The following is a 24,021-nucleotide window of genomic DNA, read 5'->3' as shown; positions in this document are numbered from 1 at the left end:
TCCCGTTTCGGGGCCGCGAACCAGGCAGAAGTGGATAGCCAAGTCAGCGGTCAGCGGTCAGCGGTCAGCGCAGTCATAGGAGCCGTCCGCCTCCCGCGCGATGGAGTCGTGACTCCAACACTTCAGCATCGGTGCAAGCGTGTACGCCCGCCAACAGGCCGCGACGAGCAGTAGATCGCACACCACGCCGACGAGCAGCCGCACGCGCCGAGACGCCCACAAGGTGACTGCCAGGGCTCCGAGGAGCGAGGCAACGCTGAGAACCAGCGGAAACAGCGCGAAGCTGCTGAGGTTGTCCCGCCATCCCCCGAATGCATCCGGAGAGTTGATCTCCACCGTGGCCACGAAACTGAACAGGGGCAGCAACCCGCCGAGCGGCACCAACAAGTGAGGTCAACACGTTCCACGAGAGTCGTGCCGCTTCCGTGCCAGAACAGGCGGGGGCCCACGGGGAAACGAGGTGTACGGGGTGCGAGCCACCGGACTCCGTCCAGGGGCAGGGAATCCGCAGGTCACACCTGAAAGGGCCCAACCTCGCCCCAGAAGCTGTGGTTCCCCATCGTTTTGATGCCCAGAGCAGCCACGTACGCCTCGTCGTCCCCCGCGAGCAGTTGCATCAACGGATGCCGTTATTCGCCGGCCTCGATGGAGGACAGGGGGATGCGCAGGACGCGGTGGAGCCGGGCGGAGGTCTCCATGTCGAGGCCCAGGCCGGCGTAGCGCAGGGATCCGCTGTGCCGACCGATGAGGTCCAGGTCCTGGAGCTGTCGGTGCAACTCGGCGGTGAGAACCCCGTCCTGGTCGTCGGCGTAGTTGTCACCCGTGTTCAAGCGCTCGTCCACAGCCTCGACGGCGCGGCTGCTCACCACCGAGGCCGGATCACCCGTCGCGAACAGATAGGCGGCAGCGGCGTAGAGCACTGCGGCCGCAGCCGGCTCGTCAGCGTCTCCGGGACCGTCCTGACCGTCGTTGTGGCAGTACTCGCTCAGGAGGTACTCGCCCATACCGTGCTTGATCTCTCCGAACGCCGTTGTGTTGCCCAACGCGGCTTCCCACAGCGCATTGAGCATCGGCCGAAGGCTGAGGGCGTACTCCGCCTGCTCATCGGCCGGCAGAGCCTCCTGGGCCCGCATCAGTCGCTCCGCCACGCCCACGGCGAACAGCTGGCGCTCATCCGCGGATGCATTGTCCAACCGGCTTACGACCTCGGCTTGCAGCTCCTGCCAAGTCGCCATACGTGCCCACCTCAGCCATGACTCCGATCACCTGGCCATGACCCTAGCCGCGTGTCGGATCCTGTGGGTAACCACGGGGAGCACCGGGCCTCAAATCGACGGCAGCGAGAAGGCGCTATCGATCGTGGCAGCCCATCTCGCGAAGATCGAAGGGGCGGTTGACCGAACCCGCGCCTCACATGCGGGGCAGCCGTTCACGGTGGTGCATCAGGCACTCGTCGAAGCGCTGCAGGACGAGGGCGCCCAACGTGTCGTGCCCCAGGTCGTCGAGGAGCTCGCGCGCCAGATCCCCGGTGCAGCGGCTGGGCCCTGAAGGGCAGCAGGTTGAGTACCCGACTGGGTCACCGCACCGACGTACACCCGTGCGCAAGCGCGGACTCTTATGGGCCCGCCAGGGCAGGTGGAGACCACGCCGGTCCAACGCAGAGCCCTCGCCTGAGTCACTTGGGGACGAAGAGCAGTCGTGCCGCATCCGTGGCAGATCGGCCGAAGATTCACCCCCTGAGCATCGTGGCAAACGCCGCGCACGGCGGTGGTGTCGCCTACTCGCCTGCGCGTGCCACCAGCAGCGGCTGGAAGAAGCCCGTCTCCTGCGGCATCCGCCACTCGGGGTCCGCGAACCCCGCGTCGGTGGCGAAGCCCGCCAGTCGGTCACGGCCCAGCGCCCAGTAGACGGTCCGGCGGACCTTGACGTGCCATTCACCTTCGGCCGGCAGCAGTTGGAAGTGCTCCAAGTCGTAGTGCTCGCCGTCCTCGTGCCAGTGCCAGAGCTGGAAGGTGACGGTCCGTTCTCCTCCGGCCGCCGGCCGGTGGACCTGGGGGGGCGTTGAATCGGGGCGGTCGCGCAGCAGGTCGTCGTAGGGGCGCGTGCTGAGCAGCAGCAGGCCCGCGGGGCGCAGCACGCGGCGCATCTCCGCCAGGGCGGCGTGCACGTCCTGCTCCGTCAGCAGATGGGGCAGCGAGTTGTCGGCACAGACGACGGTGTCGAACCGGGCGTCGGGAAACGGCAGGCGTCGCATGTCGGCGACGGCCGTACGCAATGACACCTTCCGCCGGGCGGCTTCACGGGCAGCGCGGGCGGCGGCGCGGGCGCTGAGGTCCGTCCCGGTGACACGGTGCCCGCGCAGCGCCAGGCCGATGGCCTGCGTGCCGATGCCGCACGAGCAGTCGAGCACCGCCGCGTGGTCCCGGCCCATCAGGCCGTCCAGGACCTCTCCTTGGCGACGAATGCTCGCGTCCCAGTTCGCGTAGATCAGGTGGTAGTCGTCGGCCAGCTCGTCGTAAAAATTCGCCGCCGAGGTCTCGGGCATGGCCCGAGGCTACCGCGCCCGGCACCCGAGGCGGAGCCCCGGACCGATCACGGTCCGGGGCCCATGACGCAGTTCCGCCGACCTCGCGCCGGCTAGACGCGGTCCTGGAAGACGCAGTTCCACACGTACGTGGCCGCGACGCTGCCGTCGGCGCGCACCGCCTCCAGCGTGTAGAAGTGCGTGGCCCCCCGCGCGGCCGTGGTGTCCGTGTAGGCACGGGTTTCCGCGGGCAGCAGTCCGGCGTGCAGCGGCTCGTACGCCTTCGTGACCGCGTTCCACCGTCCGACCCGGTAGCCCGCGACGGTGTCGCACACAGCCGTCTTCTCGCACCGCCAGCCGATGGACGGCCCGTCCTGCTCGGGGCCGATCAAACTGCCGTGGCCCAGGCTGCCGAGGTCCCAGTCCCGGACGACCGTCACGGACGGCCGGACGTCCAGCTCGGTGGCCTCGACGACCGTGACCTTCGGGTCGCTCGGGGACAGCGCATTGCCCCAGCGGTCCCTGGCGACGACCGCGTACACGTACGTCTCGCCGTCCGGCAGGTCGCCGCAGAGGACGGCAAGCGGGTCGCTCGTACCCTCCCAGCAGGAGGCGGTGCCGAGCCACTTGACCGTGCCGTCCGCCTGCCGGGTGCCGTTCCGGACCACATAGCGCTCGACGTCGTCCTCGGTCGAGGCCGCCCAGCTCACCAGCACGCCGTCGGCACGTGGGGTGGCCTTCACGCCCCCCACCGGACCGGGCGCGACGCGGTCGCCGGTGCGGACGACGAGCGGGGCGGACAGCGCCGACTCGTTGCCGGCCGGGTCCACCGCCGCGACCGCGTACGTCACATATGTGCCCGCGGGCATGTCCCGGTCGTGGCATTTGCCGCCGGTGCTGGTCTCGTCGCTCCACTCCGCGCAGGTCACGCCGGTGAGCGCGGCCGGGTCCAGGGTCTTGCCCGGCGAGCGGTAGACGCGGTAGGACCCGCCGTTGTCGAAGTCCTCATAGAAGCCGTCGGGCTGGTCCCAGTACACCTCGGTGTCGCCGACGTTGACGACGGAGCCGAGAGAGGTCGGGGACTTCGCCGGCGGTGTCCGGTCGACTCCGTCGCCGGTGACGGCGGCGTACGCCGACGGGTTGCCGGACACGTCGAGGGCGCGGACCCGGTAGTACCGGAGGGTGTTCACGGGCGCTTCGGTGCGGTACGACGTCGTGGTCGTCGTACCCAGCAGTGTGAACGGGCCGGTGGCCGCGGACGCGGCGTACACCTCGTACTTCGCGGCGTCGGCGGGCCCCTGCCAGGCCAGGGTGGCCCACCAGTTGTCGCCGGCGACCGTGAGACCGGTGGGCGTCGCCGGCCCCGTGCGGTCCACGCTCACGGTGGTGGCGTCGAGACTGCCGGCGGACTCGCGGCCCGCCTTGTCGACGGCGCGGACCTCGTAGAGGAAGGTCTGGCCCGTGGCGGGCGTCGCGTCCACGAAGGAGGGCGAGGTGAGCGGCGACGAACCGCTGACCTTCGCCCACTGGGTGGCGCTCAGCCGGCGGTACACGCGGTAACCGGCGAGGTCCATCTCCTTGTTCGCGGCCCAGCGCAGGGTGGTCTTCCTCGTGTCCCGGTTGTACGCGGCGGTGAAGCCGGTCGGGGCAAGCGGTTTGACCCTGTCGACTCCGGCCTCGGTGCGCGGGGCGTACGTGAAACCGGCGTTGGCGGTGCCGGTCCAGGCGACGTAGTCGACGCGCAGCGTGTGCTTGCCGGACGGGACGGTCAGGTCGACGGTCTTGCGGGCGGTGGTGGAGACGTTCTTCCACAGGTCGATCTTCCGCACGCCGTCGACGTAGACGCGCATGCCGTCCTGTGTGGCTGCGGAGAGCCGGAAGGGCCCGCCGGAGCCGAAGTCCCGGGTGAGGGACCAGCGGACGGAGAAGTTGTCTTTGGGGAGCGTGACGCCGGGCGGGTCGCCGTAGCCGTAGTTCTCGGCGATGGCGGAGTCGCAGGCGGTCAGCTTCGGCGTGCCGCTGAAGGTGGAATTGCCGAAGTACTGAGCCTTCCAGACGGGAGAGGTGCAGCTGACGGCCGCGGAGGCAGGAGCGGCGGTGATCAGGCCGCCGACGGCGGCGACGGCGGCCGTCGCGGCCAGCGCGGTCAGCCGGGTACGAGTCATCACAGAGGGTGGGGCCCCTTTCGGACCTTTGAAAAACCTGTGAACAGGTGGCTCCTGTGTGACCCATGAGACGGGGGCAGGGTTGCCCCGTCTCTTACGGCTGTTCGGCACTCGTCGGCCGTACCGGTGAACAGCGCGTGTCCTTCGAGGGATCGGCCGACGCCGGCGCAGCCCCCATGGCCGTACAGCAGCGAAGTCAACGGCCGGGACTACAGCGGTCGGCAGACGATCTCCCCGGCCGGCCCCGCCCTCGGTGCGCACTCGATCACTACCTCTGGGACGGCGCGGGCCCGGCCTGCGATGTGCCGTCGGCTCGAGATCACCGACACGGCTCAGCACCTGTGACACGTACCGCAGCCCTCCTCTGGACGGCTTCAGCACCGGGGTCCGTTGCGCACCCAGCGATGTCTCGGCGGAAGGGCGGCCCCCGGAGGGACGAACCGGTATCCGTTCGACGACAGAGGGGAGATGACGGGGCGGCTCGTGATCTCCTCGAACCAGGCGGCGGCGATCCGGCCCAGATGTTCCGGAGATCCGGTGGCAAAGGGCGGCGCGACATCCCGGGTCGGTTCCGGAGACCGATAGTTCTGGCTGTGCCGTTCGCTGCAGAAGAGCCGGTCGCCGATGACGGTCGCGCCCAGCGTCATGAAGATCAGGCCCTGCTCCCCCACACGCCTGTCGATCAACCCCGGCGCGGACGAGGCTACGCCGACGGCCGGCGAAGCAGATCACCCATGGCCGGCCTCGGAACGCACCGGTGCGGTGGCCCTCCGTTCGCCTCAACTCCCCCGGCGCCCAGGCCGGAAGACGCTCGACATCGAGGACGCGGGCTCTGGACCCCATGAGGCATTCGTGATCGGGTTGCGCGCATGACTTCCTTGATCCGCCACGTCACCGTCGACTGCACCGACCCCTATGCCCTTGCGGGCTTTTGGGCCCAGGCCCTGGACGGCTCGCTCGCCGATGACGACTTTCCGGGAGATCCGGAAGCCTCGGTCACGGCTGCGGCAGCCGCCTTGCTGTTCGTGCGGGTCGACGACCGCAAGACCGTGAAGAACCGCGTCCATCTTGATCTCCAGCCCCAGGACCGCAGCCGGGACGAGGAGGTCGAGCGACTGCTCTCGCTCGGCGCCACGCTTCAGGGGGACCACCGTCGGCCCGACGGAACCGGGTGGGTGACTCTGTACGACCCGGAGGGCAACGAGTTCTGCGTGGAACGCAGCGCGGCGGAGCGGCTGAAGGGGTAATGCCCATCGGGGCCCGCACGCTTTCGCGGTGTTCCCCGACTTCCTGATGCCCACGGCCGAACGACTCAGGAGTTCCTTCGGTCCTGCCGACCGGCGGCACGGCAGCGGGAGATCGTCCCCGGTGCCGTGTGCCGGAGCCAGCAGGCGTCGACCTCACGGCCGTCGCGCAGGGTGTGGCGCGGGGGCCCGTCGTCCGCGACGAAGCCTGCGCCCGCCAGCGCACGCGCGCTCGCGGTGTTGGCCGGCTCGTGGCCCGCCCGCACCGTCCGAAGCCCCAGATGGGTGTGGGCGAGGGACGCGACGGCCCCGAACAGCTCCACACCGAGCCCCAGGCCACGCGCGTGCGGTGCCAGCCATCCACCGATCAGCCCGGTGTCGGGGTCCAGCTCCGCGAACCCGGCGTATCTGCCGTCGTCCACGCGCACACCGATCAGCGCCACCGCCTGGTCGGGGACGGGTTCGACGAGATGGCGCAGCAGGCGCTGGACGGCCGGGTACGTACGGAGGGAGTCGGTGTCGCCGGGGCGCAGTTGCACATAGACCTCGCGGACCTTCGGGTCGGTCATGATGTGCTTGTCCCATCCGAGCCACCGCTGGGCCTCCGGGTCCGAGCCGGCGGCCAGGGCGGCGGCGAGGTCCAGCCACGTCTCCAGGCTGTAGAACAGGAGACGGCCCGTGCGCAGGGTGTGCCGCCGGTGCCCGCAAACGCCGGGGAGCGGAAGTCCGGGCGCGTCCCGCCCGCGACGAAGCCGTGACCAGACCATGTGCCCCCCCTGGAGAACCCCGTGGCCGCTCAGGCCGGGCCGATGCCGGCCGGAGTCTAGCCACGCCGGCGCTCGGCCCGTGGAAGAGGCGGTGGCCGGTCGGGGTCGGCGAGGTGTCCCGCCGACCTCGGGGAAGTCCGACCGGGGCCGTGTCCCGGACGAGCCTCCGGTGCGCGCCGGCCATCCGCCGTCTGCCCCCTGCGTGGTGCACCGGCCGTCCCGCACGGGAGGCCCGGCGGGTGACCGCGTGCGGCGGCTCTCCGGCCCCCCTTGCGGTTGATCCGCCGAGCGACGGCTCCCGGACGCCCGCCGGGCCCTCTACGGCGCCTGGTCCGGCCGTACCGTGATGTGATCGGGCTCCAGCTCCAGCAGGACGCGGTCGCGGATCTCCAGGGCCTGGGTGAAGTCGCCCGGGAGCTGGAGGCGTCCCGCACGGTCCACGGTGGCGTACTCGCGCGCCGTGGTCATGGTGCGCCCCTGGTCGTCGGTGGTGGTGCGGCGCAGTACCTCCGAGGCGGTGCGTCCGTCGCGGATGGCGACGGTGCGGTGGACCGCGGAGGCGACGGCGGTGTCATGGGTGACCAGGACGACCGTGGTGCCGAGTTCCTCGTTGACGGTGTGGAAGGTGGCGAAGACCTGCTCGGCGGTGGCGGAGTCGAGCTGGCCCGTGGGCTCGTCGGCCAGGACCAGGGCCGGGTGGTTGGCCAGTGCGACGGCGATGGCGGTGCGCTGCTGCTCGCCGCCCGACATCTGGTGCGGACGCCGGTCGCGGCAGTGGGCCACGCCGGTCATCTCCAGGAGCTCGGCGGTGCGGGCGGCGCGCTGCCGCCTGCCCTTGACGATGCCGCTGAGGCGCATGGGCAGGGCCACGTTCTGCGCGGCCGTGAGGTAGGGCAGCAGGTTGCGCGCTGTCTGCTGCCAGACGAAGCCCACCACTTCGCGCCGGTAGCGCAGCCGGGACCGGCTGTCCATGGCGAGCAGATCGAAGCCCGCGACCGAGGCGCCGCCCGCGGTGGGGACGTCCAGGCCCGCCAGGATGTTCAGGAGCGTGGACTTGCCGCTGCCCGAAGCGCCCACCAGGGCCATGAGTTCGCCCTTCGCGACCAGCAGGTCCAGTCCCTGCAGGGCCTGCACCTCGCCGCCCTGGCCGGCGAAGATGCGCACGAGGCGGTCGCACGCGATCAGCGCGTCGTGGCCGTGGGCGGGTCGCTGTCGCTGCTGCTCGACGCGCCGCTCCAGATCGGCGAGCGTGAGCGCGTCCGGCGCCGCGGAGGTCTGTTCCGTCATGCCTGGTCACCCATCCTCAGGTTCGTGCCTTCGCCGCCTCGTCCGGTCAGCCATGCCTGGGCCACCAGTACGGCGCACGCCACGGCCAGCAGCCCCGCCGAGGGCAGGACGAGCGCGAGCGGGTCGGTGTCCAGCACCACCGTCGGTACGTCGGCCGTCTGCGGCCTGCTGGTGAAGGCCAGAGCGGTCAGGTCCACCCCGGGCCGGAGCAGCGGGACCACGGCGAGCCCGGTGAGCATGCCACCGAGCGCGCCCAGCAGGATCTGCGGCAGCATGTCGAGCACGGCGAGCCACTGGCGCTGGCGGCCCTGCATGCCCATGGTGCGCAGCCGGGCGAGCGTGGTGCTGCGCTGTGGTGAGCTCTGCAGCAGGGAGAGCAGCAGAGCCAGGGCGCAGTAGCCGCCGCCTGCCGCGACCACCGCCAAGTAGACGTGCTGGGTACCGGACTGCAGAGCGGTGCTCTTCAGCGCCGCCCGCTCCTCCGACCGCACCAGGACGGTCAGCCGGGCCGACGCCTGGTGAGCGGTGGCGCGCAGGGAATGGCCGTCGATGTGGTCACCGGTCATGTAGAGCGCCGTGGGGTTCAGGGAGCCCGCGTCCAGCCAGTCGGGATGGGCCCTCGCCAGGGCCTTCGACGACACGATGACGAAGTTCCGGCCGGCGGTCGCCGCCGCGGCTGCCTTCCTCGTCGCCACGGCCCGCACCTCGAAGGAGCCGGCGGACGCCCGCACGATGTTCGGGCCGCTCCCGAACTGCCCCGCCAGCTGCGGGGACACGACGGCGGCGAACGCGCCGGCACGGCCGTTGTCGAGCGCTCCCGCGGGGAAGCCGTCGTCCACGCCCGTCGCCGCGGCGAGCCGCGCATAGGTTTTGGGGTCCACCATGAACAGGTCGTAAACGGTCCTGCGGGAATCCGTGCGAAGACCGGCTTCGATGCGGACGGGCGCCACGTCGTGCACGCCGTCGAGGCGGCGGACGCGTTCCGCAAGACCGGCCGGCAGGGCGGCCGGTGCCTCGATGCTGGCGTCCGCGCCGACGGCCGCGAGGGCCGCCCGGTCCCGGCCGGCGGTCACGCCGGAGAGGACCGCACCGCCGAACGAGGTGACGGTGAGCGCGACCAGGACGGCGAGCAGCGGCAGAGTGGCCGTGGCGGGGGCGCGGCCGGCGCGCGCCACGCCCAGGGGGAGGACCGCACCCCGCAGGCGGGCCGCGGGCCGGGCGAGCAGCCGGAGCGGCAGCGGATACAGCCGGAGCAGCGCCACGGCCGCGACCACCGCCACGAGGACCGGGGCGGCCGCGGTGAGCAGGTCGAGGCCGCCGTCCGCCGTACCGCGGCGGCGCAGCGCCAGCACGGCGCCGGTCACGACGAGGACGACGGTCAGCTCGGCGACGGTGCGGCGCCGCGAGGGACGGGCGCGCACCAGGTCCTCCGGCTCGCCCGGCCGCACCGTGCGGACGGCGAACAGGGCGCGTACGGGCAGCGCCAGTGACGCGACGGCCGCGACCGCACCCGCCGCGGCCACGGCGGCGGCGGAGCGCTGCGTGGGAATCAGCAGCAGGGCGAGCACCAGTCCGACGGCCGCGGCCGGTACCGCCGTCAGGACGCTCTCACCGAGCAGACGCACCGCGAGGCCGCGCAGACCCGCTCCCCGGGCGCGCAGCAGCACCAGCTCCGTTCGCCGCCGGGCGGCGGCCAGTTCACCGGCCATCAGCAGCACGATGACGGCGACCGTGCCGACGCCGACCGCCGCGACCATGACCAGCGGCGCGGTGGCGGCACGTTCTTGTCCGAACGGCTCGACGAGGGTGGCCAGCCCCTCCTCCTCCACGGTGATCCCGCGCAGCCCGGTCCGCTGCTGGAGCTGTGCGGCCTGCGGGCCGCTGGTGAGCGCGGCGATACGGTCCACCAGGTCCGAGGCGGAGCGCGCGGTCAGGGCGCCGGTGTCGGCGGGGTGGCGCCAGTACGCGGTGGCGCCTTCCCGCAGGCCGAGCAGGGCCCCCGCCGCTCTGTCGTCGATCAGGGCGGTGAAGTGCCAGTAGTACTTGGGGTCCGAGCGGTCCTGTCCGGGGACCGTGGACAGCGTCGGCGCCTTCAGGTCCGGCTCTTCGTTCCAGTAGGCGGCCTCGCCGTGGAGCGGCCGGACGACACCGGTGATCCGCATCACGAGCCCCGCTTCACCGCCCCCGGCCAGATGGACCACGGAACCCGTGCGCAGATGCATGACGCGCGCCGTGCGCTCGGTGACGGCCGCCTCGACGGTGCCGGTGCCCGAGCCGGGCCGGGGCAGTCGTCCGTCCACGACGTGGGTGAAGCGGTCGAGGTCCGGCTGGGCGACGACGGTTGCCTCCGGGTCGGTGTGCGCGGTCGGCCGGGGCAGGTACGCGTCCGTGGCGGGCGCGGCCTGAGCCGTCCGTACGCCGTATACGGTCTGCCGCCGGTCCAGAGCGAGGGGCGGGTGGACGAAGCTCTGGAACACCGTTTCGGTCGAGGCCAGGGAACGGGGGGTGACGAGGGACCGGGCGTTGTAGGGGAAGGACAGCCACGACACGTCCAGCGTCGCCGTCACGCTGCGATCGGCGACACGCGCCTGCGCCACCGTGTCGCGCAGGGCCGTGTCCTCGTGAACGTCGATCGCGCGGGGCAGCGCCGCCGCGAGGAACGCGGTGACCAGAACCAGTAGTGACAGGGCCAGCGCGGCGCCGGGTGCCGCGCGCAGACGGGTGCGTATCCAGGGCGTGTCGGCCGAGGGGACGGTGCCGTCCTCGGCGGACGTGCGCCGGGGACTCGGAAGAGCGGTCATGTCATTCACCTCCCTGGCGGCGCAGGGCCTGAGCCGGTTCGCCCGATCGCAGCGCCGTCAGTACGACCACGAGCAGCGGTACCGCCGTCACCGCGATCAGCATCCGCACCACGGGGCCCGCGGGCAGTTCGACGCGGAGGGCCGGGAGCGGACGCTCCGCCTGCGCCGTGAGGACGATCAGCGGCACCACGAGGCGCGTGAGCAGTACGCCGAGGCCCGCACCGACGGCGACCGCGACGACCAGGAGGAGCCCCTGTTCGGCGGCGGCCCCGCGTGCCAGCGAGCGCCGGGAGGCGCCCAGAGCCCTCAGCACCGCGTGTTCGTCCGCGCGTTCCCGGTACGCGCCGACCGCCGCCACCGCGCAGCCCACGGCGGCCAGCACCGCCGCGGCGACCACCGCCGCCGGGAGTCCGGCCTGCGGGCCCGCACCGAGCGGGTCGGCCTTGAGCCGTTCCCGCTCCTCGTCCCGGACCAGCACCGAGGCCGCATCGGCACGCCCCCGCAGCGCCGTCGCGACACGGGAGACGGCGCCGTGGTCCGCGGCCAGCCACCACTCGCCGGGCTGCACCGCCACCCCGCCGCGGTCCGCCAGGGCCCGGTTCACGGCGCGCAGGTCGAGCAGCAGTGCACCGCCGTTATCGGTGGCAGGCGGCACGACGGTGGGCAGGGCACTGACGACTGCGGTGACACGGACCCTCAACGTCGTGTTGCCCAGGCTGACGTCGGCCGTCTGACCCACATGTGTTCCCGTGGCGCGCAGGAAGGCATCCGTGGCGAGCGCGGCCGGCAGGGGGACGGCGGCCGTGTCGGCCCGCAGGTCCAGCTCCCCGCTCGTGAGTTCGACGGGGTCGTCCGGCGACGCCTGCCCGGTGCCGTATCTGATGGACAGCGGGGCCGCGGCGGTGGAGGGTGCCGCCGTCGCCCGAGGCCGCTGGGGGGCGCCGTCGGAGTCGCCCGTGGCGGAGGTCAGCACCCGGGCACCCCAGGCTGCGCCGGCGGGCACCGGGACGGCGTGCGTGCGTCCGTCGGCCAGGACGGCGCTGAGCCCGGTGACCGTCAGCCGGTGCTCCTCGCCGCGTTCCGGCAGGCGGTAGGCGGCTTTGATGCCGGTCAGCCGGAGCGGCGCGGCGGGTGCCGCGCCCTCGGCCCGGTCCGAATCGGCGGCGAAGTCCGCCGTCAGCACGTGCGGACGGCCGTCCGGGGGCAGTGTGCCCAAGGGGAATGAGTACGGGACGCCGTACCGGTCCGTGACGGTGGCGACGAGGTCGGGTGCGACGGTGCTCCGGGAGGACCCGCCGGCCGGGCCGAGCACCTCCAGGCGCGCGGTGATCCTCAGCCGGCCGGTGTTCTCCGGCAGCTCGAAGCCCGCGGTACTGCCCTGCGCCTGCGCACCGGAGTGGAGGGGCCCGAGCAGTCGGCTCGGTGAGCGGTCCGTCAGGTCGTCACGCCAGTCGACCACCCCGGCCGCGGCCGCGGTGTCCATGGCCAGCACGGTGGCGTTGCGGTCGCGGGGCAGCGAGACCTCGGTGCGGACTGCGGGGGTGGCGGCCGCGATGCCGGGAATGGCGTCGTAGACGCCGCCCTGGGCGAAGGGCGGGGTGGACGAACCGACCACCCGGAGGTCCGCCCCGACCGCGAAGTCGGCTTGGTCGCGCTGGGACCGCGCCCAACTGGAGTACTCGCCGGTCGCGAACATCCCCATCGCCACGGAGAGCACCACCAGCAGCACGGGGCCCGCTCCCCGTCCGGGCCGGCGGGACAGCTGCCAGCCGGTGAGCGCCGCCGTCAGTCCGCGGGTGCCTGCGGCCCGCCGCTCGCCGAGCCGGGCCGCGAACGGCAGCAGGCGCAGGGCCAGTACGGCACCTGCGCACAGGCAGAGCGCCGGGGCGGCGACCAGCACCGGATCGACACCGAGGGCGCCGCCGGTGTCGACCGTCAGGACTCCCGAGCCCGAAGCACGGCGGGACAGCTGCCAGTAGGCCAGTACCGCGACGACGACGAGCGCCACATCGGCCCCGGCCTTCACGATCCCGGGCAGCGCGTCCCGGCGCCGACCGGTGTTCCGCTCGTCGACGTACGTGCCGGAGCGGCGCAGCGCCGGGCCCACGACGGCGAGCGCGCAGACCAGCGCGGTGATCGCGGCCACGGACCACGTCCCGGCCGGTGAGGCGTCGAGCCGCACCTGCGCACGGGCCAGCGGGCCATGGCCGGCCAGCAACCGCAGCAGCGGGCCCGCGAGCAGCGGGGCCACCACGACCGCGGGCAGCGCGAGCAGCAGGGCCTCGACCGCCGCGAGCCCCGCCACCCGGGAGCGGGCGGCGCCACGGGCCCGCAGCTGCGCGATCTCACCGGCCCGTTCCCCGGCGAGCAGGCCGGCCACCAGGAGCAGCGCGAAGGCCGCCAGGAGCACCACCTGCAGCGTGCTGATCAGCACCGTGGAGCGGCTCACCAGGAGCGTGCGGCGCAGATCCGTCAGCAGATCCGGCAACTCGCTGCGGGCTCTCACGGATCCGCCCGTCGCCCGGTCCAGGTCGTGCAGCGTCTGCTGCACGCTGTGCGCCAGACGGTCCATGCGCGCCGTGCTCATGGCGGAGAAGTCGGCGCGGGCCTGCCAGTACATACGGTCCGGCGGAACGCTCCCGGAGGTGAAGGCGCCGGGGTCCGCGAGCATCGGGCCGTAGGTGGTGAACGACAGCGTCCGCACCCCCCGGCCGCCCAGCGGGTCGAGCCGCCAGTACAGCGCGGTGCGGTCGACCGGCCGGTACAGGCCCGTCACCAGCACGTGCAGGGGCCGGCCGCCGCGGCGGTCGCTGAGCGTGACGCGGTCCCCGGCGTGCAGACCCAGCGCACGGGCGGCCTGTTCGGGCAGGGCGACGGGCACCGGGCCCCGGGGCCCGGGCGGGCCGGGCCGGGCTCCGCCGGTCATCGTCACCTGCGCGGGGTCGAGGGTGGCCAGCAGCGTCAGATCGGGGTCGGCGTCATGCGAGGTGCCGGCGGCGCGCGGCAGGCCGTAGGAAGCGGACTGGACGCTGGCGGCCACCCGTACCGGCATGCCGTCGAAGGCGGCGGGAACGGTCCTGCGCACGGCCGCGTCCAGCTTGGCGCGGTCGGCGGGGGTGACATCCGCGTCGGCCTCGACCAGGGTGCGCGCCGCCCCCTGGTCCTGAAGGGCACGCCGCAGTCCGACATCCCCGACCGCTCCGCTGAACGCCGCGAGCGAGGCGATCACGCACGTGGTGAGCACCACGCAGAGCAGCGCAGCACCCAGCAGCAGCCAGTGCGCGCGTGCGCGCAGCAACACGAACCCCGTCAAGACTCACCCCGCCACCGTCCCGCGCACCTGCCCAGAGGCACGCGGCCGGCTCCGCCCCCGGCGAAGCCTGTTCCGTTCTCCCCTTGTCCCTGTGGTCATGAGAACACGGGCCACAACGTACCTGGACACCAGGGGCCTGTCAGGTGATCCACGGGCGAGATTATGCTGACCGGCATGAGCGAACGGGTGCTGGACAAGGCGGACGGCCCGGCGGGGGGCGACCCGGCATCGGCGGACGGCGACATGGTGACGGTTCACCAGGTCACGCGGACCTACGGCCGCGGGGAGACGGCGGTGCACGCCCTGCGCGAGGTGTCGTTCGGTGTGCCGCGCGGAGAGCTCGTCGCACTCAAGGGCCGCTCCGGTTCCGGCAAGACCACCCTGCTCAACGTGGTCGGCGGGCTCGACCGCCCGGACTCCGGCAGTGTCCGCGTCGCCGGGACCGAACTGGTGGGCCTCGGCGAGAAGGAACTGCTCGACCTGCGCCGCGACCACATCGGCTTCGTCTTCCAGTCCTTCGGCCTGCTGCCCGTCCTCACCGCGGCCGAGAACGTCGGTGTCCCGCTGCGCCTGCGCAAGACCGAGCGCCGCGAACGCGAGGACCGCGTCGCCCTGCTGCTCAGCCTGGTCGGCCTCGAGGACCACGCCGCACAGCGTCCCGGCGAGTTGTCCGGCGGCCAGCAGCAGCGCGTCGCCATCGCCCGCGCCCTCGCCAATCGCCCCTCCCTCCTCCTCGCCGACGAACCGACCGGGCAGCTCGACGCGGAGACCGGCCGCTCCGTCATGGAACTGCTGCGCGCGGTCGTCCACAGCCAGTCCGTCACCGCCCTCGTGGCCACCCACGACCCCCAGCTCCTGGCCATCGCCGACCGTGTGCTGGAGCTGCGGGACGGCCGTATCGTCCCGGCGGAATGAGCTCGGGGGCGGCGCATGCCGGCCGATCCGGGAAGGCGGAATCCCTGCGGCCTTCCGACGCCCGGTGCGCATCCACGGACAAGGCGTTCCGCGCCGCGGCGCAACTGGTCCCTGCTGAAACCCGTCCCGGGGGCGCCGCTCAACCGCTCGGGCCTTTCGGCGAGCCGTGGGTGGTCTTGGTGCGCGTGCGAGAGATTCTGCCCCGGCGAGGCGTGTCGCCGACCCCACGTGTGCAGTTCGGCGAGGACCGGGAGCAGGGCGCGGACGCGGGAGGTCAGCGGCCGTAGATCCGGGTTGGGGTGACCAGGACGGCCGTGCGCCGCTGCTCCGCCATGACCCGGTCGTACTCGTCCCAGTCCTCGTGGCTGCCGCCGGCCGCCGTGAACACCGCGCGCAGCAGCAGCCGCAGCCGCTCGCCGTCGACGCCGGCGACCCGATCGTCCGGCCCCACGAGAGCGACCGAGCCCTCGACGGTGACCCAGTCCCAGCCGGAGCGGACCGAAACGGTCACCTGGGGCCGTGCCCGCAGATTGGCCAGTTTGACCTTGCCGTAGGTGACGAACCCGAGCGCCTGCCCGCCCGTGAGCGGGTGCGGCAGCAGCCCCGCGTTCACCACCGAGGCATGGATCGTGCCGTCCGCCCGAAGCGTCGAGACGACGACCAGACCGCTCTCCTTCGCGGCCAGCGCGGCGAACCTGTCCAGCGTTGTCATACGCACCCTGTCCCTCGTCCGCGTCCGGCACCGGACCTCTGTGGATTCGGTTTTCGGACTCACCGCGGCGCTACCGTAGCAGGGTGAGTCGGAACAGCGAGCCAACGAATCCGGGCGCGCCCCGGGTCTGCCCCATCGCCGACGCGCTCGACGTCGTGGGCGAGCGCTGGACGCTGCTCGTGCTCCGCGAACTGGGTTTCGGCGTGCACCGGTTCAAGGACATCCGGACCAACACCGGCGCACCCCGCGAGACCCTCACACTGCGTCTGCGCAAGCTCGAGGAGTCCGGACTCATAGAGCGCCGTCGGTACTCGGAGCGTCCGCCCCGCGACGAGTACCTGCTCACCGCCGCGGGCAAGGACCTCGAGCCCGTCCTCCGCGGCCTTCGGGAATGGGGCGAGCGCCACGCCACCCCGCTGCGCCGCACCTCCTGAACGAGCCCGGCCGGCACCCCGCTTCGTCCACCGGCGCCCCGGCGCGCCCGGCTCCGGCCGCTCGCCCCCTCGGGCGACAGCGGCAACACATCACCGGCGTGAGTGTCCGTCCCGGCTTCTGGTGCCGGTGTCCGGGCCCCTCTAGGGTCCTCTTCCATGACGTTCTCGATCGTGGCCCGGTCCGGCAAGGCCCTGGGCATCGCAGTGGCGAGCAAGTTCCTTGCGGTCGGTGCCGTGGTTCCGGCCGCGGAGGCCGGGGCCGGGGCGGTGGCCACCCAGGCGGCGGCCAACCTCCGTTACCTCCCCCAGGGACTGGCCCTGCTGCGTACGGGCGTTCAGCCCGCGGACGTGGTGGCGGGTCTCGTCGCCGCCGACCGGGAACGCGCGCACCGTCAGGTGGGGATCGTCGGACCCGAGGGTCCCGGAGCGACGTACACCGGCGAGGAGTGCCTGGACTGGGCCGGCGGGACGGCGGGGGACGGCTACGCGATCCAGGGCAACATCCTCACCGGCCCCGAGGTGGTCGAGGCCATGGAGTCGGCCTGGCTGTCCTCGCCCCAGGAGGCGCTCGACCGTCGGCTCCTCGCGGTGCTGGCGGCGGGCGACGCGGCGGGCGGTGACCGCCGGGGCCGCCAGAGCGCGGCCCTGTACGTGGTGTCACCGGGCGCCGGATACGGAGGTGGCAGCGATGTCGCATGCGACCTCCGGGTGGACGACCACCCCGACCCGGTCGGGGAGCTGCGGCGCCTGCGGGACGTCCATGAGCTGCTGTTCGGCACGCCCGACCCGGGCACCCTGCTCGACCTGTCGGGTGAGTTGAAGGAGGAGGTCCAGAGCCTGGTCACCGAGCGCGGTTACGCCTCACTGGACATGTGGGCCGGGGTGGAGAACCTCGAGAACCGCCTGGTCTCCGGCAAGATCGATCCGGTGGTGCTGGCCCGGCTGCGGGACGCCGCCCCGGACGGGAAGTAACGGGCTCGTACGGCCCGGCCCTGCCGGATGCGGGAGCGGTCCGCGGCCGACAGGTCCGGCCCCGGGGCGGATCGGCGCCGTTGCGTGTCCGGCGCGCGGCGGCGCAACCGGCGAGCCCTCCGAAGAGTCCTAAGCGGCATGATCGACACACGCGCACGCCACGCTCTCGGCGCCTCCACGCTCGTCGTGGCCCTGGCGTCCCTGTTGCTCGCCTGCTCCGGCAGCCCAAACACGACGTCCGGCGGCGGGACGTCGCCCTCACACGACGTCCGCACGACGGCGTCGGCACCCGCCGCCCAGGAGCCGGCCGCGGGCGAGCCGGCCGCCGCCGACGCGACGGAGCCGGCACCGGGGGTCGAGAAGGTCCGCGACGTGTTCGCCCGGCTCCAGGCCACCTACAACGACGGGTGCACGACCCCGGGGAACTGCGAGTACTTCCTCGGCCGGGTACTCGACGAGCTCAACGGCCTCGACGCGGCGATGAAGGCGGACCCCCAGGGACCCGCACACTTCAAGGAGCCTCTGGCCCGGATCGCGGAACTGCGGGCCGAACTCGGCGGCGACCGCTCCTTCGAGAACCTCAAGCAGCACCAGCAACTGCTCACCGGCACCCGGGACAAGATCAACGCCTGGATGCAGGGCCACCCGGAGGACTACCGATAGGACGGGCGCAGAGCACGGACGGCGGGAACTCCGGGGCCGCCGGGCCTCGTTCAGCCGCGCACAGGCCACACGCTGTCCTCTGGGTACGACGGCCGGAAGGTCACTCCTCCCGGCCGTCGTACTCGGTACGGGACTCGCCGATCTCCTGCGCATGGGCGTCGGCCCAGCCGGCCAGATCGCGGACGACGCCGAGCAGCGAGCGGCCGCGTTCGGTCAGCGCGTAGTCGACCTGGGGCGGAACCGTCGGATGCACGGTGCGGCTGACCAGGCCGTCCCGCTCGAGACCGCGCAGCGTCACGCTCAGCATCCGCTGCGTGATGGGGCTGGTCAGTCGCCGCAGTTCGTTGAACCGGTAGGTCGACTCGCCCAACTGGCAGACGACGACCACGCTCCACTTGTCGCCGATCCGCTCCAGCACGCTGCGGATCAGCGGACGGGCCTCCTCGCGGCAGCCCGGGGACTCGGACGCCGCTTCCGTACGGAGTTCTTCTGCAGTTGCCGCGGTCACGGTTCCCTCCGGGATACCTGGGCACTTCGAAGTGCTCTCTTGTCCGGATCCGCCACCGACACGAGGCTCGATCGTGAGCAGTCGGCGGTGCCGGAGCGCATCACATGCGTCCCACCACTGTAAAAGCCACAGGGCGGTGACCGGAGGCCGAAGGCGGACTGCCACAGCGCACGAGGAGAACCACATGGCGAAGATCGGCGTCGGCATCATCGGAGCCGGCCGCGGCGGCTGGGCCGCACTCGGACACATACCGGCTTTCAGGGTCCTGCCCGACTACGAACTGCGGGCGATCAGCACCACCCGGCGCGCGTCCGCGGACGCGGCCGCCCAGGAGTTCGGCGTCCCGTCGGGCTTCGACAACCACCGCGATCTGATCGCCCACCCGGAGGTGGACCTGGTGGTCGTGTCGGTGAAGGTCGCCCACCACCACATGCTGGTCTCCGAGGCGCTGGAGGCCGGCAAGGCCGTCTACAGCGAGTGGCCGCTCGGCGTCGACCTCGACCAGGCCGTCGACCTGGCGCAGCGCGCCCGCACCGCACGGGTCCGCACGGTGATCGGTCTGCAGGCGCGGTTCGCCCCCGCCGTGCGCCATGTCCGCGACCTGGTCGCGGACGGCTACGTCGGCAAGGTGCTCGGCACCACCCTGATCGGCTCGGGGCTCGCCTGGGTCGGCGAGACCGACCGCGCCCACGCCTACATCTTCGACCGTGCGAGCGGCACGACGACCCTCACGGTCCCCGCCATGCACGCTCTGGAGGCGCTGAACTTCGCGCTCGGAGACTTCGACGAGGTCTTCGCCAACCTCGTCAGGGGACGTACGGAGGTCCGGATCACCGACGAGGGGACCACCGTCCCGGTGACCGCACCCGACCAGGTGTCCGTGACCGGCACCCTGCGGGGAGGCGCCGCCGCCTCCGTCTACTACCGCGGGGCCCACTCCCGCGGCGACAACCTGCGCTGGGAGATCAACGGCACCGAGGGCGATCTGGTTCTGACCGCCCCTGGCGTCAACGGCAACCTGCAGGTGGCAGACCTGCGCCTGGAGGGTGGCCGCGGGTCCGACGACACGGTCGCACCCATCGAGATCCCCGACCGGTACTTCGCCGCGGTTCCCCGCGGGCTGACGGGACCGGCACACAACGTGGCGCAGGTCTACGCCGCGTTCGCCGCCGACCTCCGCGACGGCACCCGTACCGTCCCCGGCTTCGACCACGCCCTGGAGCGGCACCGGCTGCTCGGCCTCATCGAGGCGACCTCCCGGACCCGGACCGCCCTCAAGCCCGCCGCCTGAGGTCCGCGCGACGCACGGACCGGCGGCCGGACTCCGGCGATCGCTGCGTCCGTCCGGTGACCGTGGCCGGGCGGGCGATGGTGAGCCCGTCGAAGAAGGAGCTGCTGGAAGCGATGGCGAAGTATGCGGCGCACCTGCTGCCCGGGGCCGGCTGACCGGGCTTTCGCGGGGGGGAGTCGGGACCACCGGCCTGCCCCGGCTCGATCCGTTACCGCTCCAGGGCGTCGATCACCGCGTGCTCCACGATGTCGTCGACGAGTACCACCCGGTGGCCGGCGGCGGCGAGCAGCGAGGCGGCGATCGCGGCTCGGAAGCCGCTGTGGCAGTGCACCCAGTACTCCGCGTCCGGCAGGGACGCGAGGGCCTGGGGCAGTTGGGGCAGCGGGATGTGGCGGGCGCCGGGGAGGTGGCCGGAGCGCCACTCACGGCCGCCCCGGACGTCCAGTACCTCCACAGGTCGCCCGGTCCGGACCCGGGCGAGGGTGGCGAAGTCGGCACGCGGGTACGAGGCGAGCCACTGGGCGCCCGCCCATTCCAGGGGGCTCCCGACGGCCGCGGCCGCGATGCGGTCGAAGCCGATCCGCAGCAGCTCGATCCGGACCGCCTCCAGTTGGTTGCGGCCGGTGGCCAGCAGGGAGAGGGACGAGTCGAACGGCACCAGCCAGCCGAGATAGGTGGCGAGCGACCCCGAGGCGTCGAAGTTGACGGTGCCCGGCAGGTGGGCCGAGGCGTAGTCGGCTCGTGCGCGCACGTCCACCACCCACTCGCCCGCCGCGATCCGGTCGGCCAGTTCGGCCGGTTCAGCCGGCCGGGGCGGGGCGAGCGAGGCCCGCGGCACCGGCCCGGCGGCGTTGATCGCCCCCATGCGGTGGTAGTACGCGGGACAGGGCTCCAGAGCGGCCAGCGTCGTCGTGGCGAAGGCGTCTTCAGTCTGGTCGAAGACGGGGTTCACCTGCCGTTCCCGGCCGATGGTGGACCGCTGCACCACGCTCGTCGTGGTCGCGGCGCAGAAGCTGCCGAAGCCGTGGGTCGGGAGCACCACCGTGTCGTCCGGCAGCAGCTCGGCCAGGCGGCGGACCGAGCGGTACTGCTGGTGGACCAGCGGCCCGGTCCGCTCACTGCCCATGAGGTCGGTGCGTCCGGTGGTGCCGTACAGCAGCGAGCCTCCCGTGCACACGAGCCGCGGCACCCCGTCGGCGGACGCGAAGGCGTAGGCGACGTGGTGGTCGGTGTGCCCGGGCGTGGCGATCACCCGGATCCGCAGCTCACCGGCTTCCAGCAGGTCCCCGTCGGCGACCCGGACGGCGTCGAAGCCCAGCCTCGGCCCGGTGGGCACCGCGTACCCGGTCCGGAAACGGCGGCTGAGTTCGAGGCCGCCGGTCACGTAGTCGTTGTGCAGATGGGTCTCCACGACCGAACCGAGCCGCAGGCCGCGGGAGTCCAGCACGTCGACGATCCGCTCCACGTCGCGCTGCGGGTCGACGGCGACCGCGACCGTCCCGTCCGTGATGAGGTAGCTCCGGTTGCCGAGGCTGAGTGTGGAGATCTGGATGGTCTCCAGGCGTTCGGGGAGCAGTTCGCACAGACGCAGCTCGGCCTCGACGGTCCGGCCGGGCTCCGCCTCGACCGGTGTCTCGGTGACTCCGAGCGGGGAGAGCGCCCGCAGCACCCAGCGCCCCGGGAGCACATCGAAGCGGAACTCGCCGGCCGGTGAGGTGGCGACCTCGGCGACGAACTCGCCCGCCGGGTCGAGCAGGCGGACCCAGGCGCTCGAGGCCGACCCGTCGGCGGCCTGGACCCGCCCGGCCACGACGGTCCGGGTGGTGGTAGCGGGATCCACGGGCGTTCCGATCATCTGTGGCGTGCCGTCCGCGGACCGGTGCGTGCGACCAGGTCGCCCCACGCCGCGAACGCCGGGCGCAGTGCCGTGGACGTGAGCCGTCGACGACGGCTCCGGACGGCACGTCCCTCGGACGGGATACCTCCACCACACCCCATCCCTTCGGCGCCGTCAAACCCACGAGGCCCCTGATCGCAACGGCCGCACCGGACCGGGGTGGGGCATGCGCCCTCGTGGCCCCGGGCACCCGCAGTGTCATGCCGGCCGCCGCGCCGGGGAGGGCACCCGGTCGCAGACCATCTGGGCGGCCAGCGACGTGAACGCGCGGACCTTCGCGTTCTCGGTGTCCGCGCGCCAGACGAGGGCGCCGTTGGCCCGGGGCAGACCACTGAGCGGGCGGTGTACGACGCCGGGATGCCGGTATGCGCGGAACAGTCCCTCATGGGTCGTCCACACCGTCTCGCCGGTGGCGACGTTGTGCAGCGCCTCCTGGTAGGTGCTCCCGCCCCTCCCGCGGCGCAGGGGCCTGCCGGTCGGGGTGAACGGCGGGCAGAAGCCGTGCCGCAGGGCCTCCGGCAGTTCGGCGGGACCGTCGAGCAGGACCCAGCCCGCCAGGTCCTCGATGTCGACCGACTCCCGCTCCCCCAGCGGATGGTCCAGGCCGACGGCCAGCACGCGCCCGTGGGACACCAGGACGGGCCCCACCTGGAGGTCGGGCTCGTCTATCGGCAGCAGCGTCAGCAGTACGTCGACCTCGCCACTGCGCAGCGGCGAGTAGGGGTCGCGCCAGGCCACCTCGGTCACCACGACGTCACAGGCCGGGTGGCGGCGGCCGAAGACGACGACCATGTCCGTCAGGGGCGGCCCGTTGAGGCAGCCGAGGAAGCCCACCCGCAGGGTCCCGACCATGCCCTGCGCGATGGCGCAGGCCTCGTCGTAGCTCCTGCGGAGGCCGGTGTACGCCGCGCCGAGCGTCCGCCGGGTGTGCTCGCCCAACGGGGTCAGCTCGACCCGGCGGCTGGTGCGGGTGAACAGCGGTGCGCCGATGTGCCGTTCCAGGGACCGGATCAGCTGGCTGACGCGGGACTGGGACAGTCCCATGCGTTCCGCCGTGCGGCCGAAGTGCAGCTCCTGCGCCAGTACCAGGAAGGTCTCGATCTCCGTCAGATCCACTGCCTTGCTCCTCGCATCGATGAGCCCGGCTCATGGATTGTGTACTACTTCGGCCTTGATCGACCAACCCTCCGCTGCGATCGTCTGGTTGCGGCCGGCCGACTCGTCGACATTCGGGGGAGTCGACAGGTCGGTCGGCGGCATGTGCGACTCGGAGGCACTCGCCCGGCGCTCGCTCCGTGAACAGCCGTGCGAGGCACGGGACTTCGGCGCCGCCACCACCGCGGTCCCGTTGCGGGGAGTCCACCGTGCCGTGGGACGGGCGCCCGGTGCCGCCGGAGGCCGACGCAGAGGCTACCGCGTGGATCGAGGAGCTGTGCTCCCGGGCGGTGCAGCCTTCCAGGTGGATGGGGGCCGGTTCCCGTTTCTTGACGAACTCCTGACGCTTCGCCCGCATCCGGCACTCCGGTCCGCGGTGTCCATCTGGGTGTCACTCTTCGAAACCCTGTAAGGGAAGTGAAGTGCCATGGAAGGCACCGTCGTGGCGGTCGTCCTGGTGGTCGTGCTGGTTCTGCTCGTGCTGCGCAGCGGAATGCGGGTGGTCAACCAGGTCGAGCGCGGGGTCGTGTTCCGCTGGGGGAAGGCACAGTCGCACCACAGGCAGCCGGGCATCACGTTCCTGATCCCGTTCGCCGACCGGATGCGGAAAGTGAACGTGCAGGTGGTGACCATGCCGGTACCCACTCAGGAGGGAATCACCAAGGACAACGTCTCGGTCAAGGTCGACGCGGTCGTCTACTTCCGGGTGATCGATCCCGTGAAGGCCGCCATCGAGGTCCAGGACTACGTCTTCGCGGTCGGGCAGGTCGCCCAGTCCTCGCTCCGGTCCATCATCGGCAAGAGCGACCTCGACGATCTGCTGTCCGACCGTGAGCGGCTGCACGAAGGCCTCGCTCTGATGATCGACAGCCCGGCCGCGGGGTGGGGCATCCACATCGACCGCGTCGAGATCAAGGACGTCCAGCTGCCGGAGTCCTTGAAGCGCTCCATGTCGCGGCAGGCCGAGGCCGAGCGCGAGCGGCGGGCCCGGGTCATCACCGCCGACGGCGAGTTCCAGGCGGCGCAGCAGCTGGCCAACGCCTCGCGCATCATGTCGGACACCCCGGAGGCCATGCAGCTCCGGCTCCTGCAGACGGTCGTGGAGGTCGCCGCGGAGAAGAACTCGACGCTGGTGATGCCCTTCCCGGTCGAGCTGCTGCGGTACTTCGACCGGGCGGCGCGCAAGTTCGGGTCCGAGGAGGCGCCGGGGCCCCGGGCGGACGCCGTCAAGGCCCCGCAGGCCCCGCAGGTGCAGCCGCCCGCGGACCCGCGGCTGTCGACCGCGGTCTTCCCGTCGCCCGCGAACGAGGCGCCCGGCAACGAGGCGTGACAACGCGGACGGCCCCGTCCCGGACCTTCGTGGTCCGGGACCG

General features: G+C 72.6%; 21 protein-coding genes. 8 read left to right on the top strand and 13 right to left on the bottom strand.

All coding sequences use genetic code 11. The features are described from left to right. Nucleotides 1–57: 57 nt before the first annotated feature. Both ADL25_RS27900 and ADL25_RS27895 read right to left on the bottom strand, forming a co-directional pair. Nucleotides 58–384, bottom strand: a complete 327-nt coding sequence (locus tag ADL25_RS27900) for a hypothetical protein (RefSeq protein WP_234381066.1) — start codon at nucleotides 382–384, stop codon at nucleotides 58–60. 245 nt (nucleotides 385–629) lie between these two features. Further along, nucleotides 630–1,235: a hypothetical protein gene (locus tag ADL25_RS27895; protein WP_115975616.1), complete on the bottom strand. Its 606-nt coding sequence runs from the start codon at nucleotides 1,233–1,235 to the stop codon at nucleotides 630–632. 124 nt (nucleotides 1,236–1,359) lie between these two features. On the opposite strand from ADL25_RS27895, the gene ADL25_RS27890 reads away from it, so the two are divergent. Continuing rightward, nucleotides 1,360–1,548 (top strand): hypothetical protein, encoded by a 189-nt coding sequence (locus ADL25_RS27890; protein ID WP_147317970.1) that lies wholly within the window; start codon nucleotides 1,360–1,362, stop codon nucleotides 1,546–1,548. 229 nt (nucleotides 1,549–1,777) lie between these two features. Here the strand turns inward: ADL25_RS27890 and ADL25_RS27885 are convergent, their stop codons facing one another. The 3 genes from ADL25_RS27885 to ADL25_RS49175 all read right to left on the bottom strand — a co-directional run bounded on the left by ADL25_RS27885 (nucleotide 1,778) and on the right by ADL25_RS49175 (nucleotide 5,360). Further along, entirely contained in the window at nucleotides 1,778–2,545 is a 768-nt protein-coding gene (locus ADL25_RS27885) for a class I SAM-dependent methyltransferase (protein ID WP_059130596.1), read from the bottom strand. Between the two features lie 92 nt (nucleotides 2,546–2,637). Beyond that, nucleotides 2,638–4,689 carry a PA14 domain-containing protein gene (locus tag ADL25_RS27880; RefSeq protein WP_059130595.1) on the bottom strand — a complete coding sequence of 684 codons (2,052 nt, stop codon included), beginning with the start codon at nucleotides 4,687–4,689 and terminating at the stop codon, nucleotides 2,638–2,640. 374 nt (nucleotides 4,690–5,063) lie between these two features. Then, nucleotides 5,064–5,360 carry a hypothetical protein gene (locus tag ADL25_RS49175; protein ID WP_059130594.1) on the bottom strand — a complete coding sequence of 99 codons (297 nt, stop codon included), beginning with the start codon at nucleotides 5,358–5,360 and terminating at the stop codon, nucleotides 5,064–5,066. A 198-nt stretch (nucleotides 5,361–5,558) separates the two neighbouring features. On the opposite strand from ADL25_RS49175, the gene ADL25_RS27870 reads away from it, so the two are divergent. Next, nucleotides 5,559–5,936 (top strand): VOC family protein, encoded by a 378-nt coding sequence (locus tag ADL25_RS27870; protein WP_059130593.1) that lies wholly within the window; start codon nucleotides 5,559–5,561, stop codon nucleotides 5,934–5,936. Between the two features lie 65 nt (nucleotides 5,937–6,001). Here ADL25_RS27870 and ADL25_RS27865 read toward each other — a convergent pair whose 3' ends face one another. From ADL25_RS27865 to ADL25_RS27850, 4 genes are all read right to left on the bottom strand, one after another. Further along, nucleotides 6,002–6,700, bottom strand: coding sequence for a GNAT family N-acetyltransferase (locus ADL25_RS27865; RefSeq protein WP_059130592.1), 699 nt, complete (start codon nucleotides 6,698–6,700; stop codon nucleotides 6,002–6,004). Between the two features lie 318 nt (nucleotides 6,701–7,018). Then, complete coding sequence (locus tag ADL25_RS27860; RefSeq protein ID WP_059130591.1) at nucleotides 7,019–7,987, bottom strand: ATP-binding cassette domain-containing protein; 969 nt, start codon at nucleotides 7,985–7,987, stop codon at nucleotides 7,019–7,021. Continuing rightward, entirely contained in the window at nucleotides 7,984–10,788 is a 2,805-nt protein-coding gene (locus ADL25_RS27855) for a hypothetical protein (RefSeq protein WP_059130590.1), read from the bottom strand. Before ADL25_RS27855 ends, ADL25_RS27860 begins: the two co-directional genes overlap by 4 nt. Before the next feature lies 1 nt (nucleotide 10,789). After that, nucleotides 10,790–14,101 carry an ABC transporter permease gene (locus ADL25_RS27850; protein WP_059130589.1) on the bottom strand — a complete coding sequence of 1,104 codons (3,312 nt, stop codon included), beginning with the start codon at nucleotides 14,099–14,101 and terminating at the stop codon, nucleotides 10,790–10,792. A gap of 243 nt (nucleotides 14,102–14,344) precedes the next feature. On the opposite strand from ADL25_RS27850, the gene ADL25_RS27845 reads away from it, so the two are divergent. After that, a complete protein-coding gene (locus tag ADL25_RS27845; protein WP_234381074.1) occupies nucleotides 14,345–15,016 on the top strand; it encodes an ABC transporter ATP-binding protein in 672 nt (223 codons plus the stop codon). 274 nt (nucleotides 15,017–15,290) lie between these two features. Here ADL25_RS27845 and ADL25_RS27840 read toward each other — a convergent pair whose 3' ends face one another. After that, a complete protein-coding gene (locus tag ADL25_RS27840; protein WP_059130588.1) occupies nucleotides 15,291–15,728 on the bottom strand; it encodes a TIGR03618 family F420-dependent PPOX class oxidoreductase in 438 nt (145 codons plus the stop codon). A gap of 83 nt (nucleotides 15,729–15,811) precedes the next feature. On the opposite strand from ADL25_RS27840, the gene ADL25_RS27835 reads away from it, so the two are divergent. From ADL25_RS27835 to ADL25_RS27825, 3 genes are all read left to right on the top strand, one after another. Next, nucleotides 15,812–16,162 carry a winged helix-turn-helix transcriptional regulator gene (locus tag ADL25_RS27835; protein ID WP_059130587.1) on the top strand — a complete coding sequence of 117 codons (351 nt, stop codon included), beginning with the start codon at nucleotides 15,812–15,814 and terminating at the stop codon, nucleotides 16,160–16,162. Between the two features lie 156 nt (nucleotides 16,163–16,318). Beyond that, nucleotides 16,319–17,134: a DUF1028 domain-containing protein gene (locus tag ADL25_RS27830; RefSeq protein ID WP_059130586.1), complete on the top strand. Its 816-nt coding sequence runs from the start codon at nucleotides 16,319–16,321 to the stop codon at nucleotides 17,132–17,134. 138 nt (nucleotides 17,135–17,272) lie between these two features. Then, on the top strand, nucleotides 17,273–17,797 hold the full coding sequence (locus ADL25_RS27825; RefSeq protein ID WP_059130585.1) for a hypothetical protein: 525 nt from the start codon (nucleotides 17,273–17,275) through the stop codon (nucleotides 17,795–17,797). A 100-nt stretch (nucleotides 17,798–17,897) separates the two neighbouring features. On the opposite strand, the gene ADL25_RS27820 is transcribed toward ADL25_RS27825, so the two are convergent. Beyond that, on the bottom strand, nucleotides 17,898–18,305 hold the full coding sequence (locus ADL25_RS27820) for a winged helix-turn-helix transcriptional regulator (RefSeq protein ID WP_063805762.1): 408 nt from the start codon (nucleotides 18,303–18,305) through the stop codon (nucleotides 17,898–17,900). 184 nt (nucleotides 18,306–18,489) lie between these two features. On the opposite strand from ADL25_RS27820, the gene ADL25_RS27815 reads away from it, so the two are divergent. Next, complete coding sequence (locus ADL25_RS27815) at nucleotides 18,490–19,596, top strand: Gfo/Idh/MocA family protein (protein WP_059130584.1); 1,107 nt, start codon at nucleotides 18,490–18,492, stop codon at nucleotides 19,594–19,596. Nucleotides 19,597–19,804: 208 nt separating this feature from the next. Here the strand turns inward: ADL25_RS27815 and ADL25_RS27810 are convergent, their stop codons facing one another. Next, nucleotides 19,805–21,436 carry a DUF1416 domain-containing protein gene (locus ADL25_RS27810; protein WP_159045021.1) on the bottom strand — a complete coding sequence of 544 codons (1,632 nt, stop codon included), beginning with the start codon at nucleotides 21,434–21,436 and terminating at the stop codon, nucleotides 19,805–19,807. Between the two features lie 255 nt (nucleotides 21,437–21,691). Next, nucleotides 21,692–22,609 carry a LysR family transcriptional regulator gene (locus ADL25_RS27805; RefSeq protein ID WP_059130583.1) on the bottom strand — a complete coding sequence of 306 codons (918 nt, stop codon included), beginning with the start codon at nucleotides 22,607–22,609 and terminating at the stop codon, nucleotides 21,692–21,694. 466 nt (nucleotides 22,610–23,075) lie between these two features. Between ADL25_RS27805 and ADL25_RS27795 the strand changes: the two genes are divergently transcribed. Continuing rightward, nucleotides 23,076–23,978 (top strand): slipin family protein, encoded by a 903-nt coding sequence (locus ADL25_RS27795; RefSeq protein ID WP_079050611.1) that lies wholly within the window; start codon nucleotides 23,076–23,078, stop codon nucleotides 23,976–23,978. Nucleotides 23,979–24,021: the final 43 nt, after the last annotated feature.

Source organism: Streptomyces sp. NRRL F-5122 (genome assembly GCF_001507435.1).
Lineage (GTDB): Bacteria > Actinomycetota > Actinomycetes > Streptomycetales > Streptomycetaceae > Streptomyces > Streptomyces lannensis.
This window is presented reverse-complemented; position numbering and strand designations above follow the sequence as displayed.

What these genes read in the sequence shown, in the direction of transcription:
- ADL25_RS27855 (WP_059130590.1), bottom strand. Translation starts at nt 10,788, where the DNA reads ATGACCGCTCTTCCGAGTCCCCGGCGCACGTCCGCCGAGGACGGCACC.
- ADL25_RS27825 (WP_059130585.1), top strand. Translation starts at nt 17,273, where the DNA reads ATGATCGACACACGCGCACGCCACGCTCTCGGCGCCTCCACGCTCGTC.
- ADL25_RS27815 (WP_059130584.1), top strand. Translation starts at nt 18,490, where the DNA reads ATGGCGAAGATCGGCGTCGGCATCATCGGAGCCGGCCGCGGCGGCTGG.
- ADL25_RS27860 (WP_059130591.1), bottom strand. Translation starts at nt 7,987, where the DNA reads ATGACGGAACAGACCTCCGCGGCGCCGGACGCGCTCACGCTCGCCGAT.
- ADL25_RS27830 (WP_059130586.1), top strand. Translation starts at nt 16,319, where the DNA reads ATGACGTTCTCGATCGTGGCCCGGTCCGGCAAGGCCCTGGGCATCGCA.
- ADL25_RS27795 (WP_079050611.1), top strand. Translation starts at nt 23,076, where the DNA reads ATGGAAGGCACCGTCGTGGCGGTCGTCCTGGTGGTCGTGCTGGTTCTG.
- ADL25_RS27845 (WP_234381074.1), top strand. Translation starts at nt 14,345, where the DNA reads ATGGTGACGGTTCACCAGGTCACGCGGACCTACGGCCGCGGGGAGACG.
- ADL25_RS27885 (WP_059130596.1), bottom strand. Translation starts at nt 2,545, where the DNA reads ATGCCCGAGACCTCGGCGGCGAATTTTTACGACGAGCTGGCCGACGAC.
- ADL25_RS27870 (WP_059130593.1), top strand. Translation starts at nt 5,559, where the DNA reads ATGACTTCCTTGATCCGCCACGTCACCGTCGACTGCACCGACCCCTAT.
- ADL25_RS27840 (WP_059130588.1), bottom strand. Translation starts at nt 15,728, where the DNA reads ATGACAACGCTGGACAGGTTCGCCGCGCTGGCCGCGAAGGAGAGCGGT.
- ADL25_RS27865 (WP_059130592.1), bottom strand. Translation starts at nt 6,700, where the DNA reads ATGGTCTGGTCACGGCTTCGTCGCGGGCGGGACGCGCCCGGACTTCCG.
- ADL25_RS27895 (WP_115975616.1), bottom strand. Translation starts at nt 1,235, where the DNA reads ATGGCGACTTGGCAGGAGCTGCAAGCCGAGGTCGTAAGCCGGTTGGAC.
- ADL25_RS27880 (WP_059130595.1), bottom strand. Translation starts at nt 4,689, where the DNA reads ATGACTCGTACCCGGCTGACCGCGCTGGCCGCGACGGCCGCCGTCGCC.